This is a genomic window from Blautia faecicola (assembly GCF_004123145.1).
GTDB classification, from domain to species: domain Bacteria; phylum Bacillota; class Clostridia; order Lachnospirales; family Lachnospiraceae; genus Oliverpabstia; species Oliverpabstia faecicola.
In genome coordinates this window covers 1-22500 of sequence record NZ_SDKC01000001.1, presented here as the reverse complement: position 1 = coordinate 22500, position 22500 = coordinate 1, and the positions used below count along the sequence as shown (strand labels likewise).

Here is a 22500-nt window from a genome sequence, read left to right as displayed (position 1 = left end):
GCTGCTTTCAGCTGTAATGCTGCTTTGTCCACTTCTTCCTGTTCTGCATCGTCCTTGTCATAGATTACTTTTACTGCTGTCAGAACATCCTGCAGTTCCTTATAGCTTTCTGCCGTATAGTCATCTGCGGATATTGCTTCTGCATTTTTAATCAGTTTGCCAAGTTCTGTCTTGTCTGCCGGTGTCGGATCAACCGTTTTTTCTGTCAGTCCGTCAACAGCTGCTTTTAGTGCTTCTGTCGCTGCCTGTACCATTTCTTCGGTTGCACCTTCGTTATCCAGCACTGCTTTTGCACTTTCCAGTGCGGTTTCAAAAGCTTTCCAGCTTTCGTCTGTATAATTGCCCTGTTCTTTCTGGCTGTTTTCATCATACAGTTTCTGCAGTTTGCTCTTATCTGCCTGTACCGGTTCCGGAGCTTTTTCTGTCAATCCTTTGACTGCTTCCTCCAGAGCTGTGGTTGCTGCTGCTACCTGCTCTGCGGTTGCATCTGCGTTATCCAGTACCGCTTTTGCTGCTTCTAATGCTGTGGTAAAGATATTCCAGCTGTCATCTGTGTAGTTACCCTGCTCTTTTCCACTGTTTTCATCGTACAGTTTCTGCAGTTCACTCTTGTCTACCGGTTCCGGCTGAGGTTCTGCTTCTTTGTATTCGTTTGCTCCGATATCGATCTTTCCATCGGTCAACTTTGTTCCATAGTAATCTCTGGATGGTTTTTCATTTGTATTTGCAACCAATTCAGATTTTACGCTGTCTGGCTGTACTGCCGGTGCATCTTCATGTGCTGCTCCTGCATCGATGGCCGGAGAACCTGCCTGCAGTTTAAAGCCTTCTGCTGTTCCCAGTGTTGTTTTTCCGTTTTCCCATGTTCCGGATGTGTAATCTTTTACATTTACAAACAACGGGTCTGCTACAACAGTAGTATCATCATTTACTGTTGCGGTATAAACATTCTGTGCGCCACCGTAAACCAGGTTGTGGCTGTAGGTTACGCCGTCTGTCTTCACACTGTCTGCTTTTGCAGGTCCGTAGAAAATGTTGTTGCTTACAGTTACATCTTTTACAACGCTTCCTTCCCAGTTAGAGGTCGGAGTCAGTGCTACAGAGTAATTGCTGTCTGCCCAGTACATGGTGTTGTTGTAAATCTGTACGCCGTTGGAACCGTATTTTCCTCCGCCAAGACGGATCATCGGTGCGCCGTCATACAGACCGTCATTTACGCTGACATTGTATCTTGCAATATTGTTTACAGTTGCTCCAGGTCCCGGGCACAGCATCAGGAATCCACCATAGTTGTCATGGCTGTAGTTGTACTCATACAGACAGTTCTGTACACCATAGTCAAAGTCAAATGCCATACTGTCGTTGGTTCCTGAGATTCCCAGGTTCCATCCTGCTTTACTTGTGTTGCATGCTTCGTTGTAACGGAAGGTTACATTATCAGAATCCCATGTCCACAGTGCTGCATGATTCGGGTTACCGGAATAATTCCAGTTGGTATCTGCGGAGTTGTCAATCAAGTTATATTCTACGATTGCTTCTGTTGTATTGATTGGTACAATACCGTCTCCTGCTACATCATGTACATAGTTGCTGTTGATCACAACGTTGCTGCTGCCGATCCATTTGCTGTTTCCTGCGTTCTGGTATCCTGTATCGCTGCTTGTTCCGCCAACCAGAGTACGGCTTGCCCATACGCTTTCCATGTAGATTGCTTCATGGCTTACTCTGTATACTTCGTTTCCTTCAATGGTAAGGTTGCTGTATTTGGATTCTACCGTACCGGTATGATTGCTTCCGCTTCCGGTTACTACAACAATCAGTCCGCCGGCTGCTTTGTCTGCGCCGCCTGCCATCTTACCGTTGACATCATGAATCTTGTTGTTTCTTACTGTAACATTTGAAAGGTCTCCCTTATCCTGGTTTTCCACTACCAGACCGGATAACAGTTTGCTGCTCTGTGTATAGTCTCCGCTTACAGAACTATCCCAGTTGGTAATTTCCAGATTTTCCACAACAATGTTCTCACTGTTGTAGATGTGTACTGCTGCAAGTTCTTCTTTGCTGTCTGCATCCCACGGTGCACCCTGTCCGTTGATCACCGGTTTTTCGCCTTCACCGTAGCTTCCGATCACGATCGGGTTTTCTTCTGTTCCTTCAGCATTTCTTACTTCCAGCTGTTCACCGTTCCATACGCAGCCTGCTTTCAGAAGGATACTTCCGCCTTCTGTCATCTTACGGATGGAGGATGCTTTTGTTAAAGTCTTCCATGCAGTTTCCGGTGTTGTTCCATCGTTTGCATCGTTGCCGTTTTCGGCATCTACATAATAAGTAGTATTTCCATCCGGATCATTTACCGGGATCAGAGCTTCTTTTGCTTCTTCCAGTTTCTTGATCATCAGACGGATCTCTCTCTGTTTTGTTGCTTCTGTTGCATTTTTCTTAAATGCTTTTGCTTCTTCTACAACAGCCTGGAATTCTGCCCAGGATGCTTCTTTGTAGTCTGCTGCCTGCAGGCTGTCTGCATCTTCTACTGCTTTGTCAAATGCCGTCCAGTCCAGATCGGAAGATACCGGTGTCAGTACCAGATTGTCCAGATAACCCTGGATACCGTTGTCTGCCCAGGTATATACATCCAGTGTCGTTACATCAGATGGTGTGGTAAAGCGGATCTCAAAAGGTGTCCACTCCGTTGCTCCCGGTTTTACTGCTGCTGCCAGTTTGCTGTCGGTATCGGTTGTATCGGTATAGCTGCTGTCTGTTGCTGCCACACAGTAGATTTCTTTTCCGGCTACTCTTGCGCCTGCCCAGTAGCATCCGCTGCCGCTCACTTTGATACTTCCGGTTAATACATATTCCGTATCCGGTTCTACGCTGATCGGATAGTTTGTTTTGTCGTTGGAACTTCCATCTCCCCAGGAGTGTTTATTTCCATTATCATGCAGATAATGTGTTCCGTCCGGAGCTTCGCTGTCTTCTTCAATGGCTGCACCATTTCCCAGAGACCAGCCATCGGTTCCGTTTTCAAAGCTTCCGTTTGTCAGAAGATTTTTTACTTCCGGAGCTTTTGCTTCGGTATCGATAATACCGATCCAGCTTAATACAGGATCACTGCCGGAGTTTTTGCTGATGGTTACCAGAATATGATCAGAACCTTCCGGAACGGTCACTGCAACTTCGTTTCTGTCCTGTGTCTTGCTGGAAGAAAGGCTTGCATTTCCGGTTCCCAGTTCGGTCTTGTTACCGTCAGCATCTACAGAAGATACGGTTACTTTGATTCCTCTGGTGCTGCTCCACCATTCGTTGAAACCGGTAGAAACTACATAGTTTCCAGGATCCAGTTCGAAGCCGTACTCAATGGTATGACCGCTGGTTGCCCACCAGCCGGTATTAAAGAAGTCGCCGCTTCCTTTGGAACCCATATCTTCAGAGCTGCTTCCGCCGGATGCTCCCGGTGTGCTTGTGTAACCCCAGTTTACATCGACATCTTTTCCGTATTTCTGGTCAGATACCGTATTTTTCAGATTATTTGCAGCTGCTGCGAATTTTTCAAATACAGAAGAGGTATTATCCCCATTTGTATAACAGTCCGCAAAATAAGTCAGTCCTTTTGGACAGCAGAATACTTTGGTTGTAATTTCTCTGTTCAGATCTGCAAGTGTTCCTGTAACAGTAACTTCACCCAGCGGATATTCTCCAAGTCTTTCTGCATCATTGATGATCCAGGTTACTGTCTGGTTATTATATGCCTTTCCGCCAATCTCAACATTGATCGTGGACGGAAGTGCGCTTTGCAGTTCACTGATGCTTTCTGCGGTCTCTGGCAGTTTCGTTGTTACATCGATGCTTCCTTTGCCTTCGAGTTCATCCAGTGTCCAGTTGCTGTAATTTTTCAGCATGATAGTATCGCCTGATCCGAATTCGATCGGGAGCCATACATATCTGGAATCGCTCAGGTCTTTTCCGTTATCCGGATTGTACCAGCGGTCTCCCATGTAGATGAACTTTCCGTTTTCCGCATCTACCGGAATGACACAGGTACTCTGGGTATCAAAAGTTGTTTTGGAGGTATCTCCGACGCACGGATCTCCCATCCGTTTCCATGGTCCTAACGGGCTGTCTGCAACAGAGTATGCTGCCTGGTTTGGTGCCCATCCGGTACAGCCGGAAGTGATCAGATAATATTTTCCACGATACTTGAACATCGCCGGACCTTCTCTGGAATCGGTACTGCTGATGCAAAAGTCCTCTCCCAGTTTCATCTCGGAAGCGTCTTTTGCAAGTCCTGTGTATTCATCGTTCAGTTTTGCGATATACATAACCGCATTACCTTCGGAAGAGTACATTACATATGCAGTTCCATCATCATCTTTAAACAAGTTCATGTCACGGACATGTCCGCTTACGGAATCAAATCCATGGTTGCTGTAATCTCCGGTAAGCATATAACTTCCCAGCAGTCTGTATGGTCCGTTGACCGAATCAGCGATCGCGATACCTGCTTTTGCTTTTGCATAGTTGGAACCGCTTCCGCTTGCATACGGACTTGTTCCGTCTGCATGGAACCAGATCACATATTTTCCTGTTTTCTCGTTATACAGCATCTTTGGACGTTCCATGACGCAACCTTCTGCCCACAGGTCCACATAGATATCTTTCTTCTCTGCTTCTGTCAGATCTCCGTACAGTTTCTTGAAGTAATCATCTGTCTCAAACTGTTCGTAGTTGTCCATGGTTCTTAAGACAACACCTTCATCTTTCCAGTTGTAGAGATCTTTGGATGAATACAGATGAACACCTGGCATCGGACGGTATCCGTTGGTACGGTCCTCACCCAGCCAGTAATAGGTATCACCGATCTTCTGTACCTGACCACCGTGAGCCTGAATGGCTTCGCCATTGTCATCATAGATTCTGGCTGCATCGGTTCCGGTGATGGATGTATAAGTTTCAATATGAGTTTCTACCAGTGCATCAAAGGCAGTCTCGATAGCTTCTTTTGCAGCTTTGATTGCATCAGTATCGGTGGATTTTTCATCTACCAGTTTCTGTGCATCTGCAATCGCCTGATCAAATGCTTCTTTGGTTGCTTTCTTATAGGTTTTTCCCTCTGTTTTTTCTGTGTAATTTTTGATTACATTTGCCAGAACTTCCAGCTGATCTGCTTCACCGGCTTCTGTTTTTACCACGATGTAATTCAGAACCGGGTCATCGCTTGTGGAAGATCTGCTTGTACTCTGTACAAAGACATTCAGTGTTCCATCGGTTACCGTTACTTCATATTCTTTTTCGAAATCTTTGGCGGTAAGTCCGGACTCTACTTTCTGTCCTTCCAGAATGATATCTTCTGTTTTGGTTCCCCACTGGCTCCATGGGTTATCGATACCTACGGTAACTTTGTAATCACCTTCCGGTACTTCAAACTGATATTCGATTCCGGATTTTCCTGCTTCATAGGTGATCTTGTCTGACTGATAACGGTAAGATCCTTTCAGTGTGGTATCTCCGCCGCGGGCTGTTGCAGAGTAAGTTGCATCCTCTACATAGCCCCAGTTATATCCTGTGGAAGCATCTGTATCATATGCTTGATCCACATTTCCCTGATATAAACCACGTTTGGATCCTGACGGTGTTACGGATGTGTCAGAAGATCCGCAGTTCGCCAGATAGATCACGCCGTCATTTGCTGCAATTTCTGCATCTGTAAAAGTCTTTTTCTCCACAGACGCTTCCTGTGTTGCAACAGAATTTTCCTCTGTCTGCACCGCTGTTTCCGGTGCAACGGTTTCTTCCGGTGCTGTTTCTGCAGCAGGGGAACTTTCCCCTGCTGTCTCAGAAACAACTTCCTGATTCTGCGTTTGCAGATCCGGCAAATATTCTCCACCGGCTTCTGCTGCAAATGCTGAAACGGACTGTGCCACCATAGCGGCACTTAAAAATCCGGCAAAAATCGCTTTTTTACTGCGTGTCATTTTGCTCTTTTTCATACTTTGCTTACCTTTCTTTATTTTTCAAGGCTTCCTTTTTTTCTCCAAGCAAGCACTGCAACCAGCATTGCTGCCAGCATTACACCAGCTGTAGCTGCGATCGGTGTACGGTCTGCTGTTTTTGCTGCATTGGATGTTTTTGTGCCTGTTCCGTTCTGTGAACTTCCCGGCTTGGTTGTAGTTCCCTGGCTGTTGCCCGATGTCTGTGTGCTCTTTGTCACCAGACCCTTAACTGCATCATTCAGATCGCTGTATGCTTTGCTGACTTCTTCCTGGGTCGGTGCTTCTGCTTCCAGAACGTTCTTTGTAGCTTCGAGAGCTGTGGTAAATGCTTTGTAACTTGCATCGGTGTAATTACCCTGTTTCATATCCTTGTACTGTTCATACAGTTTGGACAGGTTTGTTTTATCTACCGGTGTGGATGGTGTTGGTGTCGGTTCCGGATCAACAGCCTTCTCTGTCAGTCCGTCAACAGCTGCTTTCAGTGCTTCTGCTGCTGCCTGTACCATTTCCTCGGTTGCATCCTCGTTATCCAGCACTGCCTTTGCACTTTCCAGTGCGGTTTCAAAAACTTTCCAGCTTTCATCTGTATAGTTGCCCTGCTCTTTTCCGCTGTTTGCATCATACAGTTTCTGCAGTTCACTCTTATCTACAGGTTCCGGCTCTTTCTCTGTCAGTCCTTTGACTGCTTCTTCCAGAGCGGTGGTTGCTGCTGCTACCTGTTCTTCGGTTGCTGCTTCGTTATCCAGCACTGCTTTCGCTGCTTCTAATGCTGTGGTAAAGGACTTCCAGCTTTCGTCTGTGTAGTTACCCTGTTCTTTTCCACTGTTTGCATCGTACAGGTTCTGCAGACCACTCTTGTCTACCGGTACTGGTTCCGGCTCTTTCTCTGTCAGTCCTTTGACTGCTTCTTCCAGAACTGTGATTGCTGCTGCTACCTGTTCTTCGGTTGCATCTTCGTTATCCAGTACTGCTTTTGCTGCCTCTAATGCTGTAGTAAAGGACTTCCAGCTTTCGTCTGTGTAGTTACCCTGTTCTTTTCCACTGTTTGCATCGTACAGGTTCTGCAGTTCGCTCTTATCTACCGGTACTGGTTCCGGCTCTTTCTCTGTCAGTCCCTTGATTGCTTCCTCCAGAGCGGTGGTTGCTGTTGCTACCTGTTCTTCGGTTGCATCTTCGTTATCCAGCACTGCTTTCGCTGCCTCTAACGCTGCGGTAAAGGACTTCCAGCTTTCGTCTGTGTAGTTGCCCTGTTCTTTTCCGCTGTTTGCATCGTACAGGTTCTGCAGTTCACTCTTATCTACAGGTTCTGGTTCCGGTGCTTCCTGACCGCTTACGCTGATCCAGCTTACGATCGGATCATCGCTTGCAGCTTTCTTGATAGTGATGGTTACCACTGCCTGTTTTTCCAGTGTAATGGTTCCCTGTGCATAAGACTCTGCACTCTTGACTGCATCGAAATCACACAGTTTGGTTTCGTTTTCTCCGTTTACGCTGTAATATACATCCATTTCACGGTTCATGTTCCACCATCCGGTGTTTCCAAGCATTACGGTATGCTCTCCTGCCGGAAGTGTAAACCGGTAAGTGATGTTTTTATTGGAACGTGCCCACCATCCGCCGGTGTACGGGTTGCTTACGCTGGACTGGCTGAATCCTTTGATATCTCCGGAATCGCCTACCACGCTGGTGTAACCCCAGGTATTGTCATCCGTTTTTGCCTGATCTGCTGCATCTGCATTCTTCAGTCCCGGTACGGCTGCTTTTACTTTTTCCCAGGTGGAAGATCCTGTGTTGTTACAGTCAACCATGTATTCCAGATCTTTTGGCAGCAGCTGAACTTCTGCTGTTGCTGTCTTTCCGTTTGCTGTTGTTCCTGTTACTGTTACATAGCTGTATGGATTTCCTTCAAAGCTTACGCCGTCCAGATTCCAGGTAACTGCTGTCTCTGCACCGCCAACGGTTACAGTTTCCGGCAGTACCGGTGTTCCGTCGATCGCATAGGTATCTACTTTGTCCGGTGTTCCGTATGCTGCCATAACAGCCTGATACTCTGCTTTTGTGATACGGATCGGTGTGCCGTGTCTTGCTCTTGACGGCATCTTATAAGTTCCGGCTTCCGGTTTTGTAAATACGCCGCTTTCCAGATCTGTGGTCAGTAACGGATAGTATCCGCCGCCGCCAAAATCATCTACCAGCAGGCACCAGGTATTTGTATCTGCATCATCGCTGTTCAGCTTGAAGATGGTCGGTCCCTCTACATACTGATTGCCATTCAGGCTTTCTGATGCAATCTGTGCGTAGGTTCCAAGTACCTGATTACTCTTCTCTAAGAAAATAGTTTTTGTCTTTGCACCAAGTGAGTTGGTGGAACCACCCTCATTCTTGGTGAAACGGTAGTACGTTCCGTTTTCTTCGATCATGGTTGTATCGATGCTGGACTGATCGTAATCGATCCACAGCTGTGGTTCTGTGAAGCTGTAGAAATCACGGGTCTTTGCATAATACAGTCTCTGTTTAGTATCTTTGTTCGGTGTTCTGGATGCCCAGTATACAACATATTCTCCGGTCTGCGGATCATAGGTCGCTTCCGGTGCCCAGGTGCATCCTGCTTCGATCTTGGCAGATACTTCTACCATTCTCTGTTCGGACCAGTTTACAAGGTCTGTGGATTCCCAGATCATCAGGCTCTGGCTTCCACTGTTCTGTGCTGCATCCCATCCGTTTCCGCCATTGATCTTCAGGTCTGTGGCGATCAGATAGAATTTATCTCCTTCCGGTGAACGGATGATAAACGGATCACGGACACCTTTTTCTCCCATGGTGGAAGTAAGGATCGGATTGTTATCATTCAGATCAGACCAGTTCAGACCATCCTGGCTGGATGCGAAGTAGATCTGTTCTCCATCGGAATATCCTTCGCCTGCAAAGTATGCGAAGAAGTAATCGGTGTAATCGTCATCCTGGATAGCTGCTGCTTTTGCTTTTACCTGAATAACGATTTCTTTTGTAAGGGTTTCTCCTTTATAGGAGAGGGTTGCTGTCATGGTTACGGTTGTATCTTCCTGCGGTCTTGTTACCGTACCTGCAGGTGTCGGATCGTATCCTTCATTTTCATGAGATGCCACATCCACAATTTCCGGATGATCGGTTGCCCAGGTGATGGTCACACCGCTTTCTGTGGTTTCCGGAAGGGTAATGTTTCCGCGTACATCATCTTTGTTTGGAATATCCAGTTCATCATATGCTTTCTGCAGCGTGGAGCCGATATTTTCTCCCGGTGCTTTTACAGCAAATTCTGCGCTCTTTCCGTCTCCGTAAGAAACAGTGATTGTCACATTGACATCTTCTGCCGGAGGTGTTACTTTTCCGTTCTGAGCGATTGCATCGTTTTCCGGAACGTTCCATGTCAGATCATATCCGTCCATAGTGGTCGGGAATGCAAGATCTGTAACAACTTCATCTGTAGAGGAATTGCCATTTAACATTGCTGTCTGGATATCTGCCAGAAGCATGTTTGTTTTTTCTGTCTCATCCGGAGTTTCTGCCTGTACCTGGTCAGCAGTCAGTGCAGTATTCCAGATTCTGATATCAGATACATTTGCTTTCAGAAGCGGATCTCCGTTATATAAGGATTTTCCGATATATCCCAGTTCTCCTTCTGACGGCATAGCGTCTGTGACATCTTTGCCATGTGTTTTCTCGGATACCAGTACGCCATCCATATACATGGACAGTTTGGTTCCATCAGAGGTTATGGTTACGGTTGTATAACCTGCACCCGGTTTTTCTGCTGGTGCATCCATTCTTACTTCACCATTGGAGCTGATCGCTGCCAGAACGTTTCCTTTATAGTTGTTCTGATCGGAGTTTACACCGACGAACACATAATGATCTACATTCGGCCAGCTTGCTACGGTACGTCCGAAGCACCACAGCCAGTGGTTTGCCTGTGTCTGTGTACTGAAGGTTGCCTGAACAGTAAACTGTCCGTCTGCCCCTGCCAGTCCTGCCGGGATATCTGCATATCCGTCTTTGTTAAACTGAAGAACGCTTTCCTCTCCGTAAGTAGCAACGCTTGCTTCTGTAATATCATGAAGAGTTGCATCGTTTCCTTTTCCGGATACGTCTGTCAGTTTGCCATCTGCTACGGACATGTCATAATGTGCCGTCAGATTCTTTGTTGTGGTATGTAACAGACGATATACTTTCAGTTCTGACAGGTTACAGTTGCCGTTTGCTCCGACTGCGTATTTGATGTATCTGCAGGTCGGTGCTTCATTTACATTAAAGTCTGTGTAATATACGATGGTATCTTTTCCCTCGGAAGGAGTCTCTTCGATGGTATATAATTCCGTCCAGTTTTCTCCGTCTTCGGATCCGTAGATGGTTGCTCCCACACAACGACCTGCATAGCCATTACGAGGTGCATAGGCGATGGCACCGATCTCTGTCATTTCTTTCAGATCCAGTGTTACATAACCATTGCTTACGCCGTCAAAGAATGTGCTGTAATTACCATCTACTACATTGGCAGCGATATTGGTTGTGCTGTTGTTCCACGGTGTGCTGCTGCTTACCTGATCTTTCTCTACAGTAACCTGTTCTACTTCCGGAACTTCTTCCTGGGTAGCATCTTTGATTCCGCTTACGCCTTCAATAATATAAGTAGTAATGGAATTTGCTTTCATGGTAGCTGTAAAGTTTCTGTTTTCTGTATCCGTTACAATGTCATCCTGGCTGCTGACATCTGCCCAGTGTTCTCCACTGTCCAGAGATCCGCTGGTACGGATGGCTGTCACTTTATCACCCATGGTGTTAAATCCGGACAGATCAAATTTCCATGTCTTGTCTGCATCGGAAGTGTTCATTGCTACTACAACAGCTTTGTTTTCATCCGGATCGTATGCAGCAAGTGTGGTTCCTTTGCTGGTTCCGATAATGGTGTAACCCGGACGGATATATCTTGAGAACTGTCCGTATGCATAATATTTCATACTCAGAGCAATTTCTTCGTTATCATGGTCTGCTGCTGCAAGACCCCAGTATCCGTTGGAAGATTTTGATTTCCATTTGCTTTCCAGAGCATCCATGGAAAGGTAGTCATTGTTACTTCCTTTGTTTACCCATGCCTGTCCGGCTTCGCTGCTGTCTGCATGCATATCAATAGCATTCCACAGGATCCATGCGGAACTTTCCAGTCCGTTTACATCGGTCATCATACGCTGTGCAAGACCAAGTGCTGCGGTCATCTCTCCTGCATTGGTTCCTGCAGTATAAGCACCGTCAACTTCTGACATCCACAGGTTCTTTCCTGCATTCTGTGCAGTTTCTTTTAATCCTTCTCTGTTAGATCCGCTGTATGTATGCGTATCGATTCGGCTGATTACATTCTTTGCTTCATCGGAAAGATTATTATAAGAAGAAATCTGTGTATCAATGCTTGTCTCATCGGTACCGCTGATGATCATGTTGATGCCTTTGTTTTTCAGTTCTTTGTTCAGGGCAACCAGGATTCTTGACTGGGATTCTCCCTGGTCAAAATGGCATCCTTCCTGTTTGTTGCTGTTTGCGCCCCAGTAGTTGGTATATGGCTCATTCATCGGATCAACACTCTGGAAATTGATCACACCTTCGTTGTCCCAGTGTTCGATGACGTCTGCCATGTATGCGGCAAATGCATTTACAGAATCTGCTCTCAGGTTATCTTTGCTGGAATCGGTATTTCCTGAAGAGCATCCGCTTACTGTCATAAAATATGGTGGTGAGTTGGAAAATGCTTCTGCGATAAAGTCCTGTCCGCTGGCTTTTGCTGCCGCTTTCAGTACATTCATCTGATTTTTATCTGCATCCCAGTCATAGTTCCATGCATATCCGCAGCTTTCATCTGCTCTTGCAAAATTCTCAGTGTACCAGGACAGATCATGTTTGGATGTATCGATTTTTGTCACATCCGTTGCATATCCCGGAACACCTGCATCAGAACGTACAATATGTTCTGCATGTTTGAATTCATCAGTATCCGGAACCACGCCTTCGTCACCGGCTTTCACTACTGCCATCTTTACAAAATCCAGTGTCCAGTCAGATTTTCCTGCCACACGGATGGTATTTTCTCCTGCCTGCAGTTTTACGTTGCTGAAGGTTACTGCGAACAGCATGCAGTGGCTTCCGTTGTTGGTTCCTTCTGCGATCAGACTGTTGTTTACCGTAGCTGCATCTGCTACATATTCATCTTCTGCAGCTGCCTGTACAGCAACCTGTGTGATTTCTTCCTGGCTCTCTACAGCCTCTTCGGCAACTTCTGCCTCAGCGTCTGCGGTTTCCTCTACATCCGCAGCCTGTGTATCAGCTTCCTGTGCGTCTTCCTCGTTCTGCACCTCTGCTGCCGGCTGTTCTTCCTGTACCACACTCTGTGCTGTGGTGCTTCCTGCGGTAACTCCCAGTGCAACATCTCTGCTGTTTGTTCCTTCCAGTGTCATCAGGACTTTTACGGTATAAGCACCGCTCTCGTCTACATTTACCTGATATTTCAGGTTGTCACCGGATCCTGCTGTATCGGACAGTTTGTTGATCCATCCGAGTTTGGTAAAGCTTCCTACTTTTTCTCCTTTGGTAAATCCAAAGTCCGCATCCGATTTAGAATAGGTCATATCCGCCATTTTCGAATATGTCTCCGCTTTTCCGCTGCTTCCTGCGTAACTGTAGGTTCCTGCTGTCAGATCATAGAATTTTGCTTTTCCATTGACCGGCACTGTCTCTGTGGTGGTTTCTCCTGTATCATCGCCACCGCCTACGTTGTAACGACCAATGTTCATATCCAGTCCCTCCGGACTGAAGAAAAGCTTTGCAGCTTCCTCTGTCAGTTTGTCGCTGTAACCGATTCGGTTTGCCCACCAGCAAAGGGAAGTTCCCCATCCTTCAAATTCGCCAAGACCATCTCCGTTGGTGTCATTGAAGATGGATGCTTCTGTCGGTTTCAGTTTGACTGTGCTGTCTACACTGGTTGCAGCAGAAACGATCTGTACACCGTCTAACGGCATAGATGTCAGACAGAGTGCCGCAGCTGTGAGGGCAGCCATTTTCTTTTTCAAACCCTTCATTTTCCGTACCTCCTGTTTTTTTGGTATTTTCCAGTTTTTTTCCAGAACTTATGATTTTTGCAATCATACTCGTACCTTATCTTATTGTATAAAAAAAGAACGCTAAAATATATCACATATCTTAGCGTTTCATCACATATCTTAGATTTTTCTTTTTTTATTTTTATGCTTCTGCCGTATTTCCCTCATATTGCCGAATCGTATCTTCGATCCGTCCTTTTACCATCGCCGCAATCTCCGTTGTCTTCATTCCCTGATACTCTTCATACGGGATCGGCTCCAGAAAATGTACCTGTACGGTCAGTTTTTTAATGGAATTGGTATCAAATGACTTATACGAATCGATCAGAGCCACCGGCACGATCGGGCACTGTGCTTTGACGGCACTTTTGAAGCTTCCGCCTTTGAAATCAAGAAGCTGATTTCCTTTCCGGCTTCTGGTTCCCTCGGCAAAGATCAGATAGTTCCGACCCTTTTTCACTTCTTCTGCCACCTGTTTGATCACCTGCAACCCCTGGCGCAGATCGTTACGGTCTAACGAGATAGCTTTCATACAGGCAAATACCTGTTTTAAGAACGGTACATTTGCTACTTCTTTTTTCATCACCACAGAGAACGGACGCGGGCAGACTTCAATGATCGCCAGCACATCGTACAGCCCCTGATGGTTGGGGAAAAACATAAATCCATCCTGCTTCGGAATATTCTCCACTCCATACGCATCGATGGTGATGCGACCGCCGATGTTGGCACGGCGGTCGATCATTTTTAATACCTGATATCTTTCTTCTTCGGTGTACTTTTCTACATGGACTGCCGTATAGCACAGTTTAAACCAGCCATACGGGACAAACCAGAGATTGCGTAACACCATTAACAGAATTCGTTTCATTCTTCAGACTCCGTATGTTCCTATTCTGTCTCTTCCTGTTCGTTTGCCTCTGTATTTTCTTCCGGTTTTTCTTCTTTTTCCCGTACTTTTGCGATACTTGCCACAGAAACTTTCTCATCCAGGTTCATCAGTTTGACACCGGATGTGATTCTTCCCAGGATCGAGATATCGGAGCAGGCGATTCGGATGATGATTCCCTCGGTTGTGATCATCATCACTTCGTTGTCATCATTAACCGCTTTGACACCTACGACATTACCGGTCTTTTCGGTGATCTTATAGCATTTTACCCCTTTTCCGCCACGGTTCTGTACGGAGAATTCGCTCATGGAGGTACGTTTACCCATACCTTTTTCCGATGCGATCAGAAGGTAATCCCCCTGAGAGCACAGCTGCATGCCGATGATTTCATCCCCGTCGCTGAGGTTGATACCACGAACACCCATGGATACTCTTCCGGTGCTTCGTACATCCGTATCTTTGAAGCGGATACACTGACCGTATTTCGTTACCAGAATGATATCTTTTTTGTTATCTGTGAATTTTACTTCGATCAGTTCATCATCATCTTTCAGAGAGATCGCCGCAAGACCGGTCTTTCTGACATTTGCATAATCCTGGATCGGTGTTTTCTTCACGATACCGCTCTTGGTTGCCATAAACAGATACTGACCCTGGCTGTAATCTTTCAGGGACAGGACCGCTGTGATCTTCTCACCTGCCTGTAACTGCAGCAGGTTGATGATCGCCGTACCGCGGGCAGTTCTTCCAGCTTCCGGAATCTCATACGCCTTCAGGCGGTATACTTTACCCATATTCGTAAAGAACATCAGATAATGGTGGGTCGTTGTCATCAGCAGTTCATCGATATAATCGTCCTCGATGGTCTGCATACCCTTGATGCCCTTGCCGCCACGGTTCTGGCTGCGGAAATTATCTACGGTCATTCGTTTGATATAACCTAATTTTGTCATGGTGATGACGGTATTTTCATTCGGGATCATATCCTCCATGGAAATATCGAACTCGTCAAATCCGATGGCTGTCTTTCTCTCGTCGCCGTATTTTTCACTGATGGCAAGGATCTCCTCACGGATCACGCGAAGCAGCAGATTTCTGTCTGCCAGGATGGCTTCCAGTCTGCGAATACGATCCATCAGTTCTTTGTATTCTGCTTCCAGCTTCTCTCTTTCCAGACCGGTCAGTGTACGCAGACGCATATCTACGATTGCCTGTGCCTGTGCATCGGAAAGTGTAAAGCGTTCCATCAATCTTGCTTTTGCCACCTGGGTGTTTTCCGAACCACGGATGATACGGATGACTTCATCGATGTTATCGAGTGCTTTTAAGAGTCCTTCCAGGATATGGGCACGTTCTCTTGCTTTGTTCAGATCGTACTGGGTTCTTCTGGTCACAACATCTTCCTGATGTGCCAGGTAATGTTTCAGGATCTCCATCAGGTTCATGACTTTCGGCTGGTTGTTGACCAGTGCCAGCATAATCACGCCGAAGGTATCCTGTAACTGGGTATGTTTATACAGTTTATTCAACAGCACGTTTGCATTGACATCTCTTCGCAGTTCAATGCAGATACGCATACCCTCTCTGCTCGAGTGGTCGTTTAACGCCGTGATACCGTCGATTTTCTTCTCTTTTACCAGATCTGCGATCTTTTCGATCAGTCTGGCTTTGTTGACCAGATACGGAAGTTCCGTGACAATGATCTGGCTCTTTCCGTTTGGCAGTGTCTCGATATTCGTCACCGCACGGACACGGATCTTGCCGCGGCCTGTCCGGTACGCTTCCTCGATTCCTCTGGTTCCAAGGATCGTTGCTCCGGTCGGGAAGTCCGGTCCCTTGACGATCTTTAAGATTTCTTCAATCTCGGTATCCCGGTTCTCTTCCACGATATTGTCAATGATCTTCACCACTGCTGCAATGATCTCTTTTAAGTTATGCGGCGGAATATTCGTCGCCATACCTACCGCTATACCGGAAGTACCGTTTACCAGAAGGTTCGGGTAACGTGCCGGAAGTACGGTCGGCTCTTTTTCTGTCTCATCAAAGTTTGGTGAAAAGTCTACGGTGTTTTTATTGATGTCTGCAAGCATCTCCATGGAAATCTTGCTCAGCCGCGCCTCGGTATATCGCATGGCAGCCGCACCGTCACCATCCACGGAACCGAAGTTTCCGTGACCGTCAACCAGCGGATAACGGGTGGACCACTCCTGCGCCATATTTACCAGAGCACCATAGATAGAACTGTCACCGTGCGGGTGGTATTTACCCATGGTATCACCGACGATACGGGCACATTTTCTGTGTGGTTTGTCCGGACCGTTGTTCAGCTCGATCATAGAGAACAGCACTCTTCGCTGTACCGGCTTTAATCCATCTCTGACATCCGGCAGCGCACGGGATGCGATGACACTCATGGCATAATCGATATACGATTCTTCCATTGTCTTTTTCAGGTCCACCTCGTGGACCTTGTCAAAAATATTGTCTTCCATCTTTTTCTCCTATTGTTATCTTTTGGATTAAATATCAAGATTTTTAACTTTTAATGCATTTTCCTCTATGAACTCACGACGCGGTTCTACTTTATCTCCCATCAGAGTGGTAAAGGTAAGGTCAAGTTCGGATGAAGTCTCATCGTCCATGGTCACACGAAGAAGGACTCTTCGCTCCGGATCCATGGTGGTCTCCCACAGCTGATCCGCATCCATCTCACCCAGACCTTTGTATCGCTGGATCTTGTTGTTACCGTCTCTTCCGATCTCGGTCAGGATGTTGTCCAGTTCCTTATCGTCGTATGCATACCAGATTTTCTTGTTCTTCTCGATCTTATAAAGCGGCGGCTGCGCCAGATACACATATCCCTGTTTGATCAGTTCTGGCATGAAACGATACAGGAACGTCAGCATCAGGGTGGCGATATGCGCGCCGTCGACATCGGCATCAGTCATGATGATGATCTTGTGATACCGCAGTTTGGAAATATCAAAATCCTCATGGATACCGGTACCAAACGCAGTGATCATGGCTTTGATCTCCGCATTGCCGTAGATTCGATCCAGACGGGCTTTCTCCACGTTCAGGATCTTTCCACGAAGCGGCAGAATTGCCTGGGTTGCACGGCTTCTCGCGGTCTTTGCGGAACCGCCGGCGGAATCTCCCTCTACGATGTAGATCTCGCAGTTTTTCGGATCCTTATCGGTACAGTCTGCCAGTTTTCCAGGCAGGGATAATCCTTCCAGGGCAGATTTTCTTCTGGTCAGATCGCGGGCTTTTCTCGCCGCATCTCTGGCACGCTGTGCCAGTACGGATTTCTCCACGATGGTTTTTGCCACGGACGGATTCTGCTCCAGAAAAATCTCCAGTGTCCGGCTTACCACCGCATCGACCGCACCTCTTGCCTCGCTGTTACCCAGCTTCTGCTTCGTCTGTCCTTCAAACTGCGGCTCCTCGATCTTTACACTGATGATCGCGGTCAGACCTTCACGGATATCTTCTCCTGCCAGTTTTTCATTCTCTTTTAACAGTTTATTTTTCTTCGCATAATCGTTAAAGGTCTTGGTCAGAGCATTACGGAAGCCGACCACATGGGTTCCACCTTCCGGTGTCGTGATATTGTTGACGAATCCATACGTTGTCTCGTTGTAAGAATCGTTATGCTGCATCGCCACTTCCACAGCAACGCCGTCTTTCATTCCCTCACAGTAGATGATCTCCGGGTACAGCGCCTCCTTGCTGCGGTTTAAGTAGGTGACAAATTCTTTGATTCCACCTTCGTAATGGAACTCTTTGACCAGTTCTTTTTCCCCGCGCTCATCCGTCAGACGGATCTTCAGACCTTTTGTCAGGAACGCCATCTCACGGAATCTCTGTTTCAGGGTATCAAAATCAAATATGGTTTCTTCAAAGATCTCTTTATCCGGCAGGAACGATACCATGGTTCCTGTTTTTTCCGGATCACAGTCTCCAATGACCTTTAATTTATAAATGGTTTTTCCCCGTTCATATCTCTGACGGTAGACCTTGCCTTCATGGTAAATCGTAACTTCCAGCCACTCAGAAAGTGCATTTACTACAGATGCACCTACACCGTGAAGACCTCCGGATACCTTGTAGCCTCCACCGCCAAACTTTCCTCCTGCATGAAGGATGGTGAATACAACTTCCACGGCCGGAATCCCCGCTTTGTGGTTGATTCCCACAGGGATACCCCTTCCGTTATCTATGACGGTAATGGAATTATCTTCCTGAATTTTGACATCGATTACATCACAAAATCCCGCAAGTGCCTCATCCACTGCATTATCTACGATCTCGTAGACCAGATGGTGAAGTCCGCGGATGGATGTACTTCCGATGTACATACCAGGTCTTTTTCTGACCGCTTCCAAACCTTCCAATATCTGGATTTGATCTGCTCCGTATTCTGTACTCATCCTTATCCTCCTAAATTTTTATTTAAAAATCAATTTTCCCTTCGGTCACCCGGAACACCCTGTCAATCGAAAAATTATTCTCGATCAGTTCATCCAGACCGGTACATGTGATCACCGTCTGGATATTGTGGATGCTCTGCAACAGATAATTTTGCCGGTTACTGTCAAGTTCCGACAATACATCATCCAGAAGCAGCACCGGATGATCCTTCGTCACCTTTTCTACCAGGTAGATTTCCGACATTTTCAAAGAAAGAGCTGCCGTGCGCTGCTGTCCCTGGGACCCATACTTTCGAATATCGATCCCGTTGGTCTGTACACAAAAATCGTCTCTGTGAGGACCTACGGACGTCACACGGAAACGAAGATCTTTTTCTCTCGCACTCTGCAGTTTTTCTTCAAATACTTCCTCTTCCACATCCGGTTCATACAACAGCCGGATCTCTTCTTTCTGCCCGGTCAGGTTGCTGTGGATCTGCCGGATGATCTCTCCGAGTTCTTCCATAAACCGCTTTCTCAGAGAAATGATCTTCTTCCCGTAAGAAACCAGCTGCATATCCCACACATCCAGTGTCTCCGTCAGTCCAGGCTGAAAACCGATGTCTTTTAACAGCTTATTGCGCTGATTTAACACCTTATTATAACTCGTCAGCTCCTGTAAGTAAACTTTATTTAACTGACAAAGTTCCAAATCCATAAATCTTCTTCTCTCGGAAGGTCCGTTTTTGATGATATTCAGGTCTTCCGGAGAAAATGCCACCAGATTCACGATACCGAAAAGCTCTGCTGCCTTCCGGATCGGAATCCCGTCGATGGCGATGCCTTTGGCTTTATTTTTTTTCAGATGCATATCGATCTTATGAGATACGCCATCCTTTTTTACCATCATCCGGATATGCGACTCGTCCTGATCAAACCGGATCATCTCCTTATCCTTGCTTCCCCGGTGCGATTTTGTGGTTCCGCAAAGATAGATGGCCTCGAGAACGTTCGTCTTTCCCTGGGCATTGTCTCCGTAGAGAATATTTGTACCCGGATCCAGAACGATGGACAGATCCTCATAGTTTCGAAAATTTTTCAATTCCAACGATTCAATGTACATACTTTTTATTTTTCAATCCGCAGTTCCTGTCCGTCAAAAGAAACCACATCTCCGTCGTACAATTTACGTCCCCGTCTTATGTCAACCTCGTTGTTTACCTTTACTAAACCATCCTGGATCACCAGTTTGGCTTCCACGCCGTCTTCCACCAGGTTCGCTGCTTTCAGCGCCTGACCGAGCTTGATATACTCGTCTCTCAGTTTAATTATTTCCATTTTTTCTCACTTTCTTACCGTGCGGTATTAAAATTTACCGGAAGAATCAGGTAAATATAGGATTCTTCTTCGTTTTTGATGAAACAAGGAGCCTTTGGATTGACCAGATAAATAGAAATTTCTTCATCGTCGATGACTTTCAGTGCGTCGATTAGAAACTTCGGGTTGAATCCGATCATAATATCTTTTCCTTCTTTATCGATATCGATCTCTTCATTCATGGAACCCATCTGGGAATTGATGTTCAGCTGCATACCGGTATCATCGATTGTAATAATAATCGGTTTTTTGTCACCTTCTTTTACAAAAAGTGTGGCACGGTCGATACACTCGAGGAATTCCCGCTTGTTGATCTTCACTTTTGTCTCATAATCACTCGAGAGCATCTGGTCGATCCGGAAATATTCGCCTTCGATCAGCCGGGAAACGACTACGGTATCATCAAATTCAAAAACAATATGGTTTTCGGTAAAGAAAATCTTCACCTGATCTTCTACTTCACCCGAAAGGATCTTGCTGATTTCATTCAGTGTCTTTCCAGGAACGACAACCTTTCTTGCAGGGTAATTATCTTTCAGTTCGATCTTACGGATCGCGATTCGATGACCGTCGAGTGAAACTACTTTCAGCATATTGTCCTTGATCTCAAAGAGTTCACCGGTCATCAGCTTGTTATTTTCGTTTGCTGCAATTGAGAATATTGTCTGACGAATCACTTCTTTTAATGTAAATTGTGAGATTTCAATACCTTCTGTACGTTCAATAACTGGCAAATAAGCAAAATCATCTCCGGATTTTCCAGGAATTGTGAACTTTGCTTTCTCACAGGTGATCGTAGTATTCAGGTTTGCATCGGTCTGGATGGTTACATCACTGTCCGGAAGTTTACGGATAATATCAGAAAACAGTTTTGCATCCAGGGCAGCGATACCTTTTTCTTCTATAATACCTTTCACTTTTGTCTCGATACCCAGTTCCATATCATTAGAAGTGAAGGTGATTTCTGCTGCGGAAGCATCGATCAGGATACATTCTAGGATCGGCATGGTTGTTTTAGACGAGACAGCTTTCAGTGAAATGTTGACGCTCTTTAATAATTCGTTTTTGGCACAGATTAATTTCATAATGTGAATAACTTCCTTCCTTGAACCTGAGGGCTCATGTATAAAAAAATAATAAGAAATCCGTAGTATTCGTAGTAGGGGCTGTGAAAATGTGTAAAAGTGGTGCAAGCCCCGAAAATATAAGGATTTTTCTATGGGATAACTGTGTGCATCCTGTAGAAGGTGCCTGTGTACGGTTTGTGGATGGAAAAATAAGGTTCCGGTTGTCCACAGATTATACACAGCGAATTCACAGACGGAATGTGGATAACTAAAAACTGCTAGAGCAAGCCCCTAATTACCCGGCTGAAGTTTTTTCTTCAGAATCTCGATCGCTTTCTGTGTGGTCTGTGAAGTTTTTAATTCCTGTTCGATCTTGTCGCAGCCATGCATAATGGTAGTGTGATCACGGTTTCCCATACACTGACCGATGGATTTTAACGGAATATTGGCAAGTTCCCGACAAAGATACATGGCAATCTGGCGAGGATAAACGACTTTACTGTTTCGTTTAGTGCCGATGATGTCCTCCGGTGTGATATCATAGTGCTCTGCAACGGTGTTGATGATATATTCCGGTGTGATGATCTTCTTATCGTTCGGGGAAATGATATCTTTCAGTACCGTTTCTGCCAGTTCCATCGTAACTTCCCGTTTTTCAAGGTTCGCGTAGGCGATAATTTTGTTTAAAGATCCTTCCAGCTCACGGATATTGGACTTAATGTTTTTCGCGATATATTCGATGATGGAATCATCCAGGTTGTAGCCGTCCATTTCTTCTTTTTTCCGGAGGATCGCAACACGCGTCTCGTAGTCAGGAGAGGAGATGTCAGCTAAAAGTCCCCATTCAAAACGGGAACGGATACGGTCTTCGAGGATCTCCATATCTTTCGGCGGTTTATCACTGGAGATAATGATCTGTTTTTTGGCTCCGTGAAGAGCGTTGAAAGTATGGAAAAATTCTTCCTGTGTAGATTCTTTTCCGATGATAAACTGGATATCGTCGATCAGTAAAACATCGATGTTCCGGTACTTTTCGCGGAATTTTGTCATCGCAGTGTTGTTTCCGTTTCGGATCGCCTCAATCAGTTCGTTGGTAAATTCTTCACTGGTGGTGTACAGAATCTTGGTGGAAGGGTTTCTTTCTAATATAAAGTGTGCAACGGAATGCATCAGATGGGTCTTTCCAAGACCAACGCCTCCATATAAAAAGAGGGGATTGTAGATTTCTCCCGGAGATTCTGCCACGGCGAGGGATGCCGCGTGGGCAAATTTGTTGTTGCTTCCGACGACAAACGTATCGAAGGTGTATTTCGGATTCAGGTTTGCCATTTCCATGCTGGTATTATAATTAGTAGAAACGGGGACTTCTTTTTCTACATTTTGTACATCTTCCGGCAGGACGAATCTGATATCATAGTCGGACCCGGTCAGTTCTGAAATCGCAACTTTCAGTGGGAGGGCGTACTTTTTGCTGATATAATTCAGTCCAACCTGCTGGGAAGGAACCAGTATGGTAACTACCTGGTCATCGATGCTGTGAATGGTCAGCGGTTTTAACCAGGTTTTGAAAGAGACGTCCGATAATTCGTGTTCCGTCTTTACTGTTTCCAATATTTCGTCCCATTTTTCGTAAATAATGTTCAT

Annotated in this window: 9 protein-coding genes (1 of these 9 only partly in view); all 9 read right to left on the bottom strand. The window is 45.9% G+C overall.

Annotated elements, in window-relative coordinates; all coding sequences use genetic code 11:
• Positions 1-5984 carry the 5' portion of a family 43 glycosylhydrolase gene (locus ETP43_RS00045; protein ID WP_129256690.1) on the bottom strand. It extends 457 nt beyond the left edge of the window, so the window shows 5984 of its 6441 coding nt (coding positions 1-5984); the start codon lies at positions 5982-5984; its stop codon lies beyond the left edge, outside the window.
• Between the two features lie 17 nt (positions 5985-6001).
• Positions 6002-13087 (bottom strand): immunoglobulin-like domain-containing protein, encoded by a 7086-nt coding sequence (locus ETP43_RS00040; protein WP_129256689.1) that lies wholly within the window; start codon positions 13085-13087, stop codon positions 6002-6004.
• Between the two features lie 163 nt (positions 13088-13250).
• The gene (locus ETP43_RS00035; RefSeq protein WP_129256688.1) at positions 13251-13979 is read right to left on the bottom strand and encodes a lysophospholipid acyltransferase family protein; all 729 of its coding nucleotides are present in this window, start codon (positions 13977-13979) and stop codon (positions 13251-13253) included.
• Positions 13980-13999: 20 nt separating this feature from the next.
• The gene (gene gyrA / locus ETP43_RS00030) at positions 14000-16492 is read right to left on the bottom strand and encodes a DNA gyrase subunit A (RefSeq protein WP_129256687.1); all 2493 of its coding nucleotides are present in this window, start codon (positions 16490-16492) and stop codon (positions 14000-14002) included.
• Between the two features lie 27 nt (positions 16493-16519).
• Complete coding sequence (gene gyrB, locus ETP43_RS00025; RefSeq protein ID WP_022398562.1) at positions 16520-18433, bottom strand: DNA topoisomerase (ATP-hydrolyzing) subunit B; 1914 nt, start codon at positions 18431-18433, stop codon at positions 16520-16522.
• A gap of 22 nt (positions 18434-18455) precedes the next feature.
• Positions 18456-19535, bottom strand: a complete 1080-nt coding sequence (recF, locus tag ETP43_RS00020) for a DNA replication/repair protein RecF (protein WP_117525500.1) — start codon at positions 19533-19535, stop codon at positions 18456-18458.
• 5 nt (positions 19536-19540) lie between these two features.
• Entirely contained in the window at positions 19541-19750 is a 210-nt protein-coding gene (locus ETP43_RS00015) for an RNA-binding S4 domain-containing protein (protein WP_022171427.1), read from the bottom strand.
• A 14-nt stretch (positions 19751-19764) separates the two neighbouring features.
• Positions 19765-20874, bottom strand: coding sequence for a DNA polymerase III subunit beta (gene dnaN, locus ETP43_RS00010; RefSeq protein ID WP_129256686.1), 1110 nt, complete (start codon positions 20872-20874; stop codon positions 19765-19767).
• 273 nt (positions 20875-21147) lie between these two features.
• Positions 21148-22500: chromosomal replication initiator protein DnaA (gene dnaA, locus ETP43_RS00005; protein ID WP_129256685.1), on the bottom strand; the 1353-nt coding region annotated here is incomplete at its 5' end.